Genomic DNA, 14411 nt, shown 5'->3' on the forward strand with positions numbered 1-14411 from the left:
AACAGTTAGGATAAATTCACTATCCAGGCCACAGCAGAAGCCGTGGATCGAAGGGAAGGGATGGTGCGGGACACAACATGAACGAGGAAAGCGAATTCAGCCCGGACCTGCTTGCAGGTGGCTATTACGTGACGGCCCAGCGCTTTGCACAGCTGGTCGGCCTGAACGATCGCCCCGCCATTGTGCAAGCCTGGATCGATCAGGGAGCGATACCGACGTGTCGCCAGGGCGGCCAGGTCATGGTCGATCTGGGCGCCCTGCTGCTAATGACCCAGCCGGATCAGGCCTGATCCGCCTGCTGGGCGCCCTGCAGCGCCGGAACGGCGGGAATGCCGATGTCCACGCAGAGTGCCAGGACGCGCTCCAGGTCATTGCGGTAGACCAGCACGCACTGCAGTTCGGTATCCAGCGGCTCGCTGAAGTCCACCAGCACGTAGCCACCCTTTTCCGGATAGAGCGCGCCGAGCTGGGTCTGGATGCGGTTCAGCGCGGCCAGCGGCTCGGTCTTGCGCAGTTGCTTGGCCTGCAGCACGAAGCTCACGCTCGGGTCGAAGGAGGCGCGGATCTCGCCGAACAGCTCCTCGTAGCTGTCACCCATGAACAGCACGATTTCCGGCAGGCTGCCCACCACCACCCACTCACCCAGCGGGATGGGGAAGTCCTCGTCGTAATTGATGTCCGGATTGGCGGCGAGGAAGGCCGCCGGATCGGCGTAGGCCTGCGAAGCTTCGTCGGCGATCTGCTGGATCTCCTCTTCACCCAGGCAGCCGGAGCTGATCAGCGTAAGAAGTTCGGCAAGTTGCGCTTTCATGGGGAGGTCCTGCAGATAGATGAACAGCCGGAAAGAATATCCCTATTCGCTGTAAAACGCCGCAGTCGGGAACTTTCTGTCAGACAAAGGCGTCCGAAGTCGCCAGAAACGATACCCACTATCGAACGGGATGATTTCTGCTCGCTTCGAGCGGTTGATAGCCTGACAACCATCCCGAACCAGCCTGCGTGTGAAAACCATGAACCGTGCCCTCGCCCTTCTCTCCCTGACCCTGCCTTTGTGGCTGGTGGGCTGCGCCAGCCAGCCGGCGCCGCAGCAAGAGCCCTACAGCGATGAGCAAGTGAAGTCCTTCGCCCTGAAGATGCTGGGCGCCAGCAAGATGTCCGATGAGCTGTACGCCAAGTACCGTCGGGCGCTGACCGAGCCTCGCGAGGATGGGCGGAGCGGGAGCTGATCCTGCACCTCCGTAAGATCTATCACCCTCGAATCTCCGCGAAACCGATCGCAGCGTTTTTTCGATCCCCTCTAAAAATCCCGACGTCCCACGCTCCCTTGTAGGAGCGCCGTCGTTTCCGTACGCCCATGCGCTGCGAATCACAGGAAGGAATACGACGCGTGCTCGCCGCAAACCCGAGCCGAAAAAAAGCCCCGCACGAGGCGGGGCTGGAGCATCAAAAGGGTTTAAAGGCGTAGAGCGTCAGACCGGGCAAGCGCCCTGCTGGTTGCTCTGCGCCAGGTCGAGCAGTTCGCGGTTGGCTACGGCGTACATGGCGTAGTCAGTGCTCGTGGAGGCACGCAGTTCAACGAGCATGGCGCGCCAGCGGGCCACGATTGGGGCGTGCTGGTCCAGCCAGAGCGCCACGCGCGCATCGATCTCAGCCGGGCCGTCCTGCATCTGCAGCACGGAGACGGTGATCGCCCGCTGCTGCCAGTCCAGGTCGTCGCGGAAGGCTTCGCGGGCCAGCGCCTGCCAGTTGTTCTCCACCGGCAGGGAGCTGATCTGCTGCAGGTACCAGGTCAGTTCCAGCTCGCTGCCCAGGGCGAAGTAGGCGCGCGCCACGTCGGCCGGGTCGCGACCGGTGACGTCCGCCGCTTCGATGATCGGCAGCAGGGTGTAGAGGTGGCTGGTACCGGCGACCATGCGCGCCAGCAGCTCCGGCACGCCAGCGTCGACGTAAGCCTGGTAGCGCGCCTGCCACAGCTCGCGGGTCGGGCCTTCGAGCAGTTCGTTGAGTTTCAGGCCCAGGGCGGCGATACGCGGGCCGAAGTGCGCGACGTCACGGGCGGCATCCTGCTCGTTGCGACGGCTGCGCAGGAACCAGCGGGTCGCGCGGCGGCCCAGGCGCATCAACTCGTCCATCAGGGTCAACTGCACTTCCGCCGGCACCTGGTAATCCAGTGCCTCGATCTGGCGGAACCAGTGCGGCAGATGGAAGACATCACGCACGATCACGTAGGCACCCGCCACGTTCGCCGGCGTCATGCCGGTGGACTCCTTCAGGCGCTGCACGAAGGTGATGCCCATGTGGTTGATCAGGTCGTTGGCGATCTGCGTGCTGACGATCTCGCGCTTCAGGCGGTGCTTGCGCATGGCCGGGCCAAAGGTGTCGACCAGGGTCTGCGGGAAAGCCGTCTCCATGTCGCGGGTCAAGTAGTCGTCGTCCGGCACCAACGAGCCCAGCAGCTGTTCCTTCAGATCGATCTTGCTGTAGGAAATCAGCACGGCCAGTTCGGCGCGGGTCAGGCCCTGCCCGGCGGCGATGCGCTCGGCGAGGCCTTCGTCGGTGGGCAGGAATTCCAGCGCGCGGTCCAGCTTGCCGCGGCCTTCCAGATCACTCATCAGGCGCTTGTACTCGGCGATGCGCTCGCGGGCGCGGCGCTCGGCCAGGGACAGCGCCTGGGTCTGCTTGTAGTTGTTGCCCAGCACCAGGTCGGAGACCTGGTCAGTCATTTCCGCGAGCAGCTTGTTGCGCTGCTTGCTGGTCATGTCGCCGGCGGTCACCACCTCGTTGAGCAGGATTTTGATGTTCACCTCGTGATCGGAGCAGTCCACACCACCGGCGTTATCGATGAAGTCGGTGTTGCACGCGCCGCCATTGAGGCCGAACTCGACCCGCGCCAGCTGCGTCATGCCGAGGTTGCCGCCCTCGCCCACCACTTTAACCCGCAGGTCGCGGCCGTCCACGCGCAGGCCGTCGTTGGCCTTGTCGCCGACGTCGGCGTGGGTTTCATCGCTGGACTTCACGTAGGTGCCGATGCCGCCGTTCCACAGCAGGTCCACCGGAGCCTTGAGCAGCGCGTGGATCAGCTCGGTCGGGGTCAGGCGCTCGGCATCGATGTCGAAGCGTGCGCGCACTTCCGGAGTCAGGGTGATGCTCTTGGCGCTGCGCAGGAAGATGCCGCCACCGGCAGAGATCAGCGACGCATCGTAGTCCGCCCAGCTGGAGCGTGGCAGGTTGAACAGGCGCTGGCGCTCGGCGAAGCTCGCCGCCGCATCCGGGTTGGGGTCGAGGAAGATGTGCATGTGGTTGAACGCGGCAACCATCTGCAGCTTGTCGGACATCAGCAGACCGTTGCCGAACACGTCGCCGGCCATGTCGCCAATACCGATGACGGTCACGTTGTCTTTCTGCACATCGATGCCGCGTTCGCGGAAGTGACGCTGCACCGAGACCCAGCCGCCACGGGCGGTGATGCCCATGCCCTTGTGGTCGTAGCCGGCGGAACCGCCGGAGGCGAAGGCGTCGCCGAGCCAGAAGTTGTAGTCGGCGGAGATGCCGTTGGCGATATCGGAGAAGGTCGCGGTGCCCTTGTCCGCCGCCACCACCAGGTAAGGATCGTCCGGGTCGTGGCGCACCACGTTGGCCGGCGGCACGATCTGGCCTTCCTTGATGTTGTCGGTGATGTCGAGCAGTCCGGAGATGAAGATGCGGTAGCAGGCGATGGCCTCGGCCTGGATTTCATCGCGGCTGCCGCCAACCGGCAGGCGCCGCGGGATGAAGCCGCCCTTGGCACCGGTGGGGACGATCACCGCGTTCTTCACCTGCTGCGCCTTCACCAGGCCCAGCACTTCGGTGCGGAAGTCTTCCTCGCGGTCGGACCAGCGCAGGCCGCCGCGGGCCACGTCGCCGAAGCGCAGGTGCACGCCCTCCACACGCGGGCAGTAGACGAAGATTTCGAACTTCGGCGTCGGCCGCGGGATTTCCGGAATCGCCTTGGGGTTGAACTTGAAACTGAAATAGCTCTTGTTCTGCCCGGCCGCGTCCGGCTGGTAGAAGTTGGTGCGCAGGGTAGCCTTGATCAGGTCGAGGTAGCGCCGCAGGATGCGGTCCTCGTTGAGCACCTGGACATCGTCCAGGGCGGTGAGGATGGCCTGTTCGAGCTTCTGCTGCTTGTCTTCCAGGTCCTCGGCGGTGAGCTTGCGGGCCAGGTAGAAGCGAGTCTTGAACAGACGCACCAGTTCGCGAGCGATGTCCACATGGGCGTTCAGCGCGCTGGCGATATAGCCCAGGTCGAAGCCCAGGCGAATCTGCTTGAGGTAGCGGGCGTAGGCGCGCAGCAGCGCCACGTCGCGCCACGGCAGGCCGGCGGTCAGCACCAGGCGGTTGAAGGCGTCGTTCTCGGCATCGCCGTTGACGATGTGGACGAAGGCATCCTGCAGGGTCTCGTTGAGTTCCTGGATGTTGACGTCCAGGCCTTCGGCATAGGTGAAGGCGAAGTCATGAATCCAGTATTCGCGGCCGTTGGTGTGGCGCAGGCGGTAGGGGAACTCCCCGAGCACGCGCAGGCCGAGGTTCTCCAGGATCGGCAGGACGTCGGACAGCGCCAGCGGCGTATCGGCGTGGTACAGCTTGCAGTGCAGCTGCTGCTCACCCTGGGCCAGCGGCTGGTAGAAGCTCATCACCAGTGGGCGGCTATCGGACAGGCTGGACAGATGCTGCAGGTCCACCACCGCGAAGTGCGGGGCGAAACGCTCGCGGTAGCCGGCCGGGAAGCCTTTCGGGAAATCTTCCAGCAGGTTGTTGCCCTGCCCTTCGCCGAAGTTCTCCAGCACCAGCGCGGCGTAGTCGTCCTGCCAGGAGCGACAGGCCTGGATCGCCTCCTGTTCAAGCTGGGCAGCGTCGACGTCGATGCGGTTCTTCGGGTCGACGCGCAGGATGAACTGCACGCGGGCCAGGGTGGACTCGGAGAAGAAGGTCCAGAACTCGCAGTCGCTGGCCTTCAGGCGCTCCATCAGCACCTGCTGGATCTTCATCCGCGTTTCGGTGGAATAGATGTCGCGCGGCACGTAGGCCAGGCAGTAGGCGAAGCGGCCGTACGGGTCTTTGCGCAGGAACAGGCGGATCTTGTTGCGTTCCTGGATCTGCACAATGGACATGGCGGTGTTGTACAGCTCGTCCACCGGAGTCTGGAACAGGTCGTCGCGCGGCAGCACCTCGAGGATCTGCGCCAGCTCCTTGCCCAGGTGCGCCTTGCTGTCGAAGCCGGAGTTCTTCAGCACCGCGGCGACCTTGCCACGAATGAACGGGATGTCGAACACGCTCTCGGCGTAGACCGCCGAGGTGTACAGGCCGAGGAAGCGGAACTCGCGGACGACCTTGCCCTTGGCATCGATCTCGCGGATCGACACGTAGTCCGGGTATGCCGGGCGGTGCACACGGCTGGGCTGCGAGGCCTTGGCGAACGACAGCAGTACCGGCTCGCGCAGATAGGCTACCGCGTAATCCTCGATGTGCAGGTCGTCCTTGTTCAGGCCGGCGCGCAGGGTGCGGGTCAGGCCGAGGAAGGCCTTCTCGTCGTACACCAGGTGGCCCCCGTCGGCCTCCTCCTGCACAGTGAATTCTTCATAGCCGAGGAAGGTGAAGTGGTTGTCCAGCAGCCACTCGAGGAAGGCGCGCACCTCGGCGGTTTCTTCCGCGCGGGCCTTCACCTTGGATTTGCCCAGCCAGGCCAGCAGCTCTTCGGCCTTGGTGCGCATGGCCGGGAAGTCGGCGACGGCCAGGCGGACTTCGCCGAGCACGTCCAGCAGGGCCTTCTCCAGAGTGCGCAGTTCGCCGGCCTGGGAGACACGATCGATCTCCAGGTACATCAGCGATTCCTGATGCACGTCCTTGCCAGTGCTGTTCTTCGGCAGAATTTCCAGCAGCTCGCCCTTGGCGTTGCGGCGCACGCTGAGCACGTTGGTCTGCAGGGTGTGGATGCTGTAGCCGCGGCGGTTCAGCTCCATGCGTACCGAGTCGACCAGGAAAGGCTGGTCCGGGTGCAACACCTGCACGGCGGTGTGGGTGGACTGCCAGCCGTGCTTTTCGTAATCGGGGTTGTAGACCGCCACTTCAGGCTGGGTGGGGTCGAAGCGTTCCAACAGGCGCCAGGAAGACAAGGTGCAGCCGACCAGGTCGGACAACCTGCGCTGGGTCAATTCGTCGAGTGAGATAAAGCCGAAGAACTGCTCGGCGAACAGGGCCACTTGTGGCAGACCCTTGTCGTCGACGTGCTGCGCCAGGGCCGCTTTCAGTTGTTGCTGGAAGTCGGCTTTGCTGGCTGCGGTGAAGAACGCCATGTTGTTACTCCGCTGGGCTCGTTTTGTTGGATTGAGCGTAGAACGCATATCGTCTTGTGTCGGGCCACAGGTATAGACGGGCAGTGTGACCCTCGATTGACAGCCCCGACCGGGCGGTCATCGATCCCACCGAGCTTATCGGGAGTCACCCGGCGCTGGCTTACGGGGCTGCGACATATTCGGTCAACGGCATGCAGGCTCATCGTCCACGCGAGGACGACCGATTTCGCAGTACGATCGTTCCGTATCTGCCGCCAGAAATATCAAAGCGCTATCATGGCAATTCCTGATCTGGAACGGACGCCATGCAACGCCACCCGCCCCTGCACCGCCCGCTGCTGCGCCACCTGGACAACCTGCTGGTCACCCTGCTGGGCGTGGCATTGCTGATGCTGGCCTGGCTGTTCCTCGACGAGGCCGTACGGCCGCTGCTGATCGGCGCGGTGCCGGTCTATCTCGGCGTGCTGTTGCCGCGCATCGTCGGTCGCGATGAGCGCCTTCGCCGTGTCGAAGCCGCGCGCGAGCGCTCGGTGCGCGAGTGGGGCTTCTGCAGCCGCGATCGCAACGGCCCGTGGATCAACTACATCGACTTCCCGCTGGTCTGCGAAGACCCGGTATTCGACGGCCGCTTCTTCTATAGCGAATGGCTGGTGGTGCACGACGGGCGCCTCATCATCAACCCCGGCCCCGCCAGCGTGGACCTCGCCGCCGGTACCGTGGGCTACGACTTCGGCTGCACCCGCACCTATGCCTGGGACGGCTGCTCGCCGAAAGTGCCGTTCTTCTGGATCGCCACCCTTGGCACGCCGGACTGGTGGGAACACCTGGAAAGCGTGCAGTGCCTGCGCCACGGCCAGCAGAAGGAGCGCGTGATGTTCTGGCCGGTGGCGCACCACGCCAGTCTGGTGCACGACGCGCTGTATCAGTTCCTCAACGTTGCCCCGGTGAGCAAGGCCGAGGCGGACCAACTGTTCCACCGCATGCTGCTGCGCGCCGGCATGCCGCGCCTGGTGGCCTGGGTCTACCGCTTCGCGGTGGTCCATGGCGGCGCGCGCGACATGCGCCACCAGCGCAACCCCAATACCCTGCTGCGCTGCCTGACTCCCCTGCCCGGCCTCGAAGTCCATCGGGAACCACTAGCGCCGCACAAGGCTCGCAGCGCAGCGCTGCAAGAGTGAGGGCCGATGCAGTAAAGTAGGCGGCCCGACAGCCCCACCCTTCGTCCAGGAAATCCACGCGATGGAACATCGTGAGTCGCTCCTTGCACTGCGCCAGTATCTCTCCAGCCAGATCCTCGGCCAGGAAAAGCTCATCGAGCGGCTGCTCATCGCCCTGATCGCCGACGGCCACCTGTTGGTGGAGGGAGCACCGGGCTTGGCCAAGACCAAGGCGATCAAGGACTTGGCCGAAGGCCTGGAAGCCGAGTTCCACCGCATTCAGTTCACCCCTGACCTGCTCCCGGCCGATATCACCGGCACAGAGATCTATCGCCCGGAAAATGGCAGCTTCGTGTTCCAGCAGGGGCCGATCTTCCACCACCTGGTGCTGGCCGACGAAATCAACCGCGCACCGGCCAAGGTGCAGTCCGCCCTGCTCGAAGCCATGGCCGAGCGCCAGGTCAGCGTGGGTCGCAGCACCTATGACCTGCCGCCGCTGTTCCTGGTGATGGCGACGCAGAACCCCATCGAGCAGGAAGGCACCTACCCGCTACCCGAGGCACAGCTCGACCGCTTCCTCATGCACGTGAAGATCGGCTACCCGGAAGCCTCCGTGGAGCGCCGCATCCTCCAGCAGGCCCGAGGCGAAGCGCTGCACGGCGAGACCAAGCCAGAGCGCCGGGTCACCCAGGAAGCCATCTTCGCCGCCCGCCACGAAATCCTCGGGCTGTACATGGCCGACGCCGTGGAGGAATACCTCGTGCAACTGATCATGGCCACGCGCACCCCGGCCAAGTACGACGCCGAACTGGCCGAGTGGCTGTCCTACGGCGCCAGCCCGCGCGGTTCCATAGCCCTCGACCGCTGCGCACGCGCCCACGCCTGGCTGGCCGGGCGTGACTTCGTCAGCCCCGAGGACATCCAGGCGATGCTCTTCGACGTGCTGCGCCATCGCCTGATCCTCACCTTCGAGGCGGAAGCCGCCGGGATCGACCAGGACCGTGTGGTCCAGCGCATCCTCGACGTGGTCGCCGTCGCCTGACATGCACAACGTCCTGGCGCCCGGCGTGGCCGTCTCGCTCGGCGAGCTGATCGAGATCCGTCATCGCCTGCGCGAAGTCCAGCTGTTCTCGACACCCTCGCGGCGCAGCCCGTTGATCGGCCTGCACCACTCGCGCTTGCGCGGCCGTGGCGTGGACTTCGACCAAGTGCGCGTCTACCAGGCCGGCGACGACGTGCGCACCATCGATTGGCGCGTCACCGCACGCAGCCAGGAGCCGCACACCAAGCTGTTCCATGAGGAGCGCGAGCGCCCGGTGTATGTGCTGGTCGAACAGAGCGCGCGGCTGTTCTTCGGTTCCGGGCTGTGCTTCAAGTCCGTGCTCGCCGCCCGCGCCGCCGCCTTCGTCGGCTGGGCCGCGCTGGCGCACAACGACCGCATCGGCGGGCTGGTCTTCACCGACAGCGAATGCCACGAGATCAAGCCGCGGCGCAGCAAGCAGAGCCTGTTGCAGCTGTTCAACCTGATCGTGCGGGCCAACAATGCGCTGCTCGCCGGCTCCAACCTCAGCCACAGCGGCGACGGCTTCGGCATGGCCCTGCGTCGCGCCCGCGAGGTGCTGCGCCCCGGCAGCCTGATCATGGTGTTGTGCGACGAACGCGCGCTCAGTGACGTCGCCGAACAGCAGCTATCCCTGCTGGCACGCCACACCGACCTGGTGATGCTGCCGGTGTCCGACCCGCTCGATCACGCCCTGCCCGCCGCCGGCCTGCTGAGATTCGCCGAGGGTCAGGCACAGCTGGAACTGGACACCCACATCGACGAGCAACGCCTGGCCTACCGCGCCCTCGGCGAAGCCCGTCGCGAGCGCTGGAAGCGTCTGGCCCTGCGTCTGGGCGTGCCGCTGCTGCCGCTGACCACCCAGGAAGAACTGGTGGAACAGCTGCGCAACCTGCTGGAACAGCACCAGCCGGGCTACGCGAAATGAATCCCCTCGACCAGTTGCAACCGCTGATCGAACCCGCTGCGGTGCCCTGGTGGCCACCGGCGCCAGGCTGGTGGCTGCTCGCCGCACTGGTGCCACTGCTGCTCTGGGTACTCTGGCGCAACCGCCAGCGCTGGCTGCCCAGGCGCAAGGCCAAGGTGGTTGCCGAAGTGCCGCTGGACCCGCTGCGCGAAGCCGCGCTGGAAGAGCTCAAGCACCTGCCGCGCCCCTACGACCGGGCACCAGCCGGGCCCTGGCTGCAATCACTGAACGGCCTGCTCAAGCGCCTGGCCCGTGCCCGCTGGCCGGAGAGCCACAGCCACACCCTGAGCGGCCGCGCCTGGCTGGCCTTCCTCGATACCCGCTGCCCGGCCGCCGGCCTGACCCGCTGGATGATCCTGGTGGAAGGCGGCTACCGCGCCGAGTGCAAGCTGGACGACAAGGCCATCGACGGCCTCGCTGCATCGGTGGAAACCTGGGTGCGCAAGCATGTTTGAGTTCGCCTGGCCGTGGATCTTCCTGCTCGCCCCGCTGCCCTGGGTGATGCGCTTCATCCTGCCGCCGGCCGACAACGGCGAGGCGGCGATCAAGGTCAGCTTCCTCAAGGAACTCGAAGGCCTCGCCGGCCGCCGCGCCCGCGCCCGCCTGCCGGCCTGGCGCCAACAGGCGCCCTTCGCCCTGCTCTGGCTCTGCCTGCTGCTGGCCGCCGCGCGCCCGCAGTGGGTTGGCGAGCCGCTGCCAATCCCGGCCACCGGTCGCGACCTGCTGGTGGCGGTCGACGTCTCCGGTTCCATGGACTACGCCGACATGACCTGGGACGGCGCGGAAGTCAGCCGCCTGGACCTGGTGAAGAAGCTCTTCGGCGACTTCATCGAAGGCCGCCGGGGTGATCGTGTCGGGCTGATCCTGTTCGGCACCCGCGCCTACCTGCAAGCGCCGCTGACCTTCGACCGCCACACCGTGCGCATCTGGCTGGACGAGGCGCTGATCGGCATCGCCGGCAAGGACACCGCCCTGGGCGACGCCATCGGCCTGGCGGTCAAACGCCTGCGCCAGCGCCCTGCCGAGAGCCGCGTGCTGGTACTGATCACCGACGGCGCAAACACCGCCGGCGAGATTTCCCCGCAGACCGCCGCCAAACTCGCCGCCGAAGAACAGGTGAAGGTCTACACCATCGGTATCGGCGCCGATCCCAAACAGGGCGGCGTCGCCGGGCTGTTCGGCCTCAATCCGGGGCTGGACCTGGACGAACCGACGCTCAAGGCCATCGCCGAAAGCACCGGCGGCGAATACTTCCGGGCGCGCAACGGTGAAGAGCTGCAACGCATCTCCGATAGCCTCGACCAGCTCGAACCGGTGGAGCAGAAGCCGACCCAGGCACGCCCGGCCATCGCGCTGTACCGTTGGCCGCTGCTGCTGGCCCTGCTGATCAGCGCGGCGCTGGTCGTCGGAACGTTGTGGCCGCCCGAGGACTGGCGCTGGCCCGCCTGGGTGACGCGCCTGCAGAAGGAGCGCCGGCCATGAGCCACGTCTGGCCGCACCTGCTGCACCCGCTGTGGCTAATCCTGCTGCTGCCGCTCGGCTGGCTGCTGTGGAAACTCTGGCACCGCGAACGCCGCGCCGGCCGCTGGCAATTGCTGCTGCCCCCGGCCTTCCATCCGTGGCTGCTGTCCGGCGGCAGCGGCCGCCATGAACGCCGCCCGTGGATCTACCTCGGCATCGCCTGGCTGCAGGCGGTGCTCGCCCTGCTCGGCCCGAGCTGGGAGCAGGTGGAGCAACCGACCATGGAGCGCAGCGACCCGCTGGTGGTGGTGCTGGAACTCACCCCGCAGATGCTCGCCACCGACCTCAAGCCGACGCGCCTGGAGCAGGCCCGGCACAAGCTGCTCGACCTGCTGCAGAGCCGCAGCGACGCGCAGACCGCCATCGTCGTCTACGCCGGCAGCGCCCACACGCTGGTGCCGCTGTCCAATGACCTAGGCACCGCGCGCAATCTCATCGACGCCCTGAAGCCGTCGATCATGCCCGAGCCCGGCCAGCGCGCCGATCTTGCCGTGGCCCAAGCGCGCCGCCTGCTGGACAACGGCGCCGAGGGCAACGGCCGCATCCTGCTGATCACCAGCGCGCTGGACGCCCGCGAACGCCAGGGCATCCGCCAGGCCCTCAAAGGCAAGGGCAAGGACCTGCTGCTGCTCGCCGTCGGTACCCCCGGCGGCGCGCCCATCGCCCAGGAAGACGGCACCTTCCTCAAGGACGACCAGGGCAACATTCTCGTGCCGCGGCTAGACGAAAACTCGCTGCGTGCCTTCGCCACCGACATGGGCGGACGCTTCCAGCGCCTGCGCGCCAACAGCAGCGACCTGCGTTCCCTCGGCTTGCTGGACAGCACCCAGGGCCTGCAGGTGAGCGAAGAAGATGCCCTGCTGCGCCTGCAACGCTGGGCCGACCAGGGCTACTGGCTGCTGTTGCCGCTACTGCTGCTCGCCGCCTGCGCCGGCCGTCGCGGCTGGCTGTTCAGCCTGCCACTGTTGCTGCCGCTGCTGTGGGCGCCGCCGCAGGATGCCAACGCCTTCGAGTTCAACGACCTCTGGCTGCGGCCGGACCAGCAGGGCCAGCGCCTGCTCGATGCAGGGCACCCTGCCGAAGCCGCCGAGCGCTTCGACGACTTCCGCTGGAAAGGCTTGGCGCTGTACCGCGCCGGCGACTACGTCGACGCCGCCCAGGCCTTCGCCCAGGGCGACGCGGCCGCGGACCACTACAACCGCGGCAATGCCCTGGCGAAACAGAACGAACTGGAAGCCGCCATCGACGCCTATGACCAGGCGCTGGAGCGCGACCCCGAGCTGGAAGCCGCCAAGCGCAACAAGGCGCTGCTCGAAGACCTGCTGCGCCAGCGCAAGGACAACCCCTCGGGCGATGGCAGCGACCAGCCGCCGCAGCAGAACCAGAACCCCGCCCAGAGCAGCGATCCCCAGGCCGCCAAGCCGCAGGAGCAGCAGCAAGAGGAAGAACACTCCAGCGAACGCGACTCGCAGCCGGCACCGGCGGCGAAGAACCCTTCGCAGGAAGCCGACCGTCCCTCCGCCAGCCAGAGCGACAAGCCCGGCGAAGACGCCCGCGAAGAACAGGAAACCAACCCGGAAGATGCCGGTCCACTGGGTGACGAGCGCCGTCAGGCCCTGGAACAGTGGCTGCGGCAGATTCCCGACGACCCGTCCGAGCTGTTGCGCCGCAAGTTCTGGTATCAGCAACAGCAGCAGCGCCAGGAACCCAACCCATGAAAAGGCTGATCTGCCTGACCCTGCTCTGCCTCGCCGCCTTCCGCGCCGAGGCCAGCTTCACCGCCAGCGTCGACCGCGCGCGCCTGAACCAGGGCGAGAGCGTCGAGCTGACGCTGGAATCCGACGACCCCACGCTGTTCGGCAAGCCAGACCTGAAGCCGCTGGACGAGCAGTTCGTGGTGCTCGGCACCCGCCAGGTCAACCGCCTGACCACCCTCAACGGCAAGTCCCAGGCCACCACGCGCTGGATCATCACCCTGCAGCCGCGCAACGAAGGCAAGGTGGAAATCCCGCCGATCCACCTGGGCGGCAACGCCAGCGAACCGATCAGCCTCGAGGTGCTCAAGGCCGAGGACAGCGCCGAGGGACAGAAGCTCGCCCCGGTGTTCATCGACGCCAGCGTCGACCGCGAGGAAAGCTGGGTGCAGGCCCAGGTGATCCTCACCCTGCGCATCTACCACTCGGTGTCGCTGTACGACGACAGCAGCCTCAGCCCGCTGCGCATGAACGACGCCCGCGTCGAGCAGCTGGGCGAGCCTCGCACCTACGAGAAGGACATCAACGGCGTACGCCACGGCGTGATCGAAGTGCGCTACGCGATCTTCCCGCAGACCAGCGGCACCCTGGAAATCCCCGGCCAGACCTTCAACGCCACCCAGGTCGCGCAACGCCGCAATGATGACAACCCTTTCGGCCCGCCGACGGGCAAGCAGATAAGAGTGGTTTCGCCGAGCATCCCGCTGCAGGTCGATCCCAAGCCGGCCGATTACCCGAAAGACGCACCATGGCTACCCGCCCGTTCGCTCAGCCTGACCGAGACCTGGAGCCCGCAGCCCGAGGAAGCCAAGGCCGGCGAGTCGCTGACCCGCAACATCATGCTGCGCGTAGACGGTCTCTCCAGCGCCCAGCTTCCGCCGTTGCCGATCATCCTGCCCGAGGGCCTGCGCCATTATCCGGACCAGCCGCAGCTGGCCAACGAGGCCAGCGACCAGGGCATGATCGGCAGTCGCGAAGAGCGTGAAGCGCTGATCGCCGACAAGGCAGGCCCGGTGGAGCTGCCGCCGGTGGAAATCGTCTGGTGGAACACCCAGGAGCGCCGCGTCGAACGCACCAGCCTGCCCGCGCGCACGCTGCAGGTTGCCGCAAACGCGCAGCTGGAAGAACACACCGAGCCCCCCGCCGCGCCCAGCGAAACAGTGGTCAGCGATACGCTGCTGTGGCCCTGGCAGCTCGCCTGCGCGTTGCTCAGCCTGACCACCCTGCTCGGTTTCGGTCTGTGGTGGCGCGCGCGTAGCCAGCCGGCGGTAATCCGCGTGGCGCAGGCCGGCCCCAGCACCCGCACGCTGCTCGACGAACTGCGCCGCGCCTGCCAGGCCAACGACTCCCACGCCACCCGCCAGGCGCTGGACGCCTGGGCCCGCCAGCAGCCGCAAACCCTGGCCGACATGGCAGCGCGCTTCGTGCCGCTGTCCGATGCGCTGGACGGCCTCAACGGCGCGCTTTACAGCGACAGCGAAGGCGGTCGCAACTGGCAGGGCGAAGACCTCTGGCGCGCCATCCGCACCCTTCCCGGCGCCGATCCGGACGCACCGCCAGCGCCGGAAGCCAGTAGCCTGCCACCGCTCTATCCACGCTGACGGCTATGCTGGAGGCATC

At 66.5% G+C, this 14411-nt stretch carries 11 protein-coding genes; 9 read left to right on the top strand and 2 right to left on the bottom strand.

Annotated features, from left to right (window positions below; translation table 11 throughout):
- The first annotated feature begins 77 nt into the window (after positions 1-77).
- A complete protein-coding gene (locus IB274_RS00495) occupies positions 78-290 on the top strand; it encodes a DNA-binding protein (RefSeq protein WP_192430190.1) in 213 nt (70 codons plus the stop codon).
- Here the strand turns inward: IB274_RS00495 and IB274_RS00500 are convergent.
- Complete coding sequence (locus IB274_RS00500; RefSeq protein ID WP_192430191.1) at positions 281-811, bottom strand: hypothetical protein; 531 nt, start codon at positions 809-811, stop codon at positions 281-283. The two genes, IB274_RS00495 and IB274_RS00500, sit on opposite strands and share 10 nt — an antisense overlap.
- 199 nt (positions 812-1010) lie before the next feature.
- On the opposite strand from IB274_RS00500, the gene IB274_RS00505 reads away from it, so the two are divergent.
- A complete protein-coding gene (locus tag IB274_RS00505) occupies positions 1011-1226 on the top strand; it encodes a hypothetical protein (RefSeq protein ID WP_192430192.1) in 216 nt (71 codons plus the stop codon).
- Positions 1227-1469: 243 nt separating this feature from the next.
- Here IB274_RS00505 and IB274_RS00510 read toward each other — a convergent pair whose 3' ends face one another.
- Positions 1470-6332 (bottom strand): NAD-glutamate dehydrogenase, encoded by a 4863-nt coding sequence (locus IB274_RS00510; protein WP_192430193.1) that lies wholly within the window; start codon positions 6330-6332, stop codon positions 1470-1472.
- Between the two features lie 305 nt (positions 6333-6637).
- Here IB274_RS00510 and IB274_RS00515 point away from each other — a divergent pair, with 305 nt between their 5' ends.
- The 7 genes from IB274_RS00515 (at position 6638) to IB274_RS00545 (ending at position 14392) form a co-directional block, all read left to right on the top strand.
- Complete coding sequence (locus IB274_RS00515; RefSeq protein WP_192430194.1) at positions 6638-7510, top strand: DUF1353 domain-containing protein; 873 nt, start codon at positions 6638-6640, stop codon at positions 7508-7510.
- A gap of 61 nt (positions 7511-7571) precedes the next feature.
- Positions 7572-8531: an AAA family ATPase gene (locus IB274_RS00520; protein WP_045211803.1), complete on the top strand. Its 960-nt coding sequence runs from the start codon at positions 7572-7574 to the stop codon at positions 8529-8531.
- Position 8532: 1 nt separating this feature from the next.
- A complete protein-coding gene (locus IB274_RS00525; protein ID WP_192430195.1) occupies positions 8533-9477 on the top strand; it encodes a DUF58 domain-containing protein in 945 nt (314 codons plus the stop codon).
- Entirely contained in the window at positions 9474-9971 is a 498-nt protein-coding gene (locus IB274_RS00530) for a DUF4381 domain-containing protein (protein ID WP_192430196.1), read from the top strand. Before IB274_RS00525 ends, IB274_RS00530 begins: the two co-directional genes overlap by 4 nt.
- Complete coding sequence (locus IB274_RS00535) at positions 9964-10998, top strand: vWA domain-containing protein (protein WP_192430197.1); 1035 nt, start codon at positions 9964-9966, stop codon at positions 10996-10998. The genes IB274_RS00530 and IB274_RS00535 overlap by 8 nt, the downstream gene beginning before the upstream one ends.
- Positions 10995-12755 (top strand): VWA domain-containing protein, encoded by a 1761-nt coding sequence (locus tag IB274_RS00540; RefSeq protein ID WP_192430198.1) that lies wholly within the window; start codon positions 10995-10997, stop codon positions 12753-12755. The genes IB274_RS00535 and IB274_RS00540 overlap by 4 nt, the downstream gene beginning before the upstream one ends.
- Complete coding sequence (locus IB274_RS00545; protein WP_192430199.1) at positions 12752-14392, top strand: BatD family protein; 1641 nt, start codon at positions 12752-12754, stop codon at positions 14390-14392. Before IB274_RS00540 ends, IB274_RS00545 begins: the two co-directional genes overlap by 4 nt.
- Positions 14393-14411: the final 19 nt, after the last annotated feature.

It is taken from the genome of Pseudomonas sp. PDM18 (assembly GCF_014852585.1).
In the GTDB taxonomy this organism is placed as follows: domain Bacteria; phylum Pseudomonadota; class Gammaproteobacteria; order Pseudomonadales; family Pseudomonadaceae; genus Pseudomonas.

Bases quoted from the DNA above. Each gene is read 5' to 3' on its own strand.
- IB274_RS00495 (WP_192430190.1), top strand. From the start codon at position 78: ATGAACGAGGAAAGCGAATTCAGCCCGGACCTGCTTGCAGGTGGCTAT.
- IB274_RS00500 (WP_192430191.1), bottom strand. From the start codon at position 811: ATGAAAGCGCAACTTGCCGAACTTCTTACGCTGATCAGCTCCGGCTGC.
- IB274_RS00505 (WP_192430192.1), top strand. From the start codon at position 1,011: ATGAACCGTGCCCTCGCCCTTCTCTCCCTGACCCTGCCTTTGTGGCTG.
- IB274_RS00510 (WP_192430193.1), bottom strand. From the start codon at position 6,332: ATGGCGTTCTTCACCGCAGCCAGCAAAGCCGACTTCCAGCAACAACTG.
- IB274_RS00515 (WP_192430194.1), top strand. From the start codon at position 6,638: ATGCAACGCCACCCGCCCCTGCACCGCCCGCTGCTGCGCCACCTGGAC.
- IB274_RS00520 (WP_045211803.1), top strand. From the start codon at position 7,572: ATGGAACATCGTGAGTCGCTCCTTGCACTGCGCCAGTATCTCTCCAGC.
- IB274_RS00525 (WP_192430195.1), top strand. From the start codon at position 8,533: ATGCACAACGTCCTGGCGCCCGGCGTGGCCGTCTCGCTCGGCGAGCTG.
- IB274_RS00530 (WP_192430196.1), top strand. From the start codon at position 9,474: ATGAATCCCCTCGACCAGTTGCAACCGCTGATCGAACCCGCTGCGGTG.
- IB274_RS00535 (WP_192430197.1), top strand. From the start codon at position 9,964: ATGTTTGAGTTCGCCTGGCCGTGGATCTTCCTGCTCGCCCCGCTGCCC.
- IB274_RS00540 (WP_192430198.1), top strand. From the start codon at position 10,995: ATGAGCCACGTCTGGCCGCACCTGCTGCACCCGCTGTGGCTAATCCTG.
- IB274_RS00545 (WP_192430199.1), top strand. From the start codon at position 12,752: ATGAAAAGGCTGATCTGCCTGACCCTGCTCTGCCTCGCCGCCTTCCGC.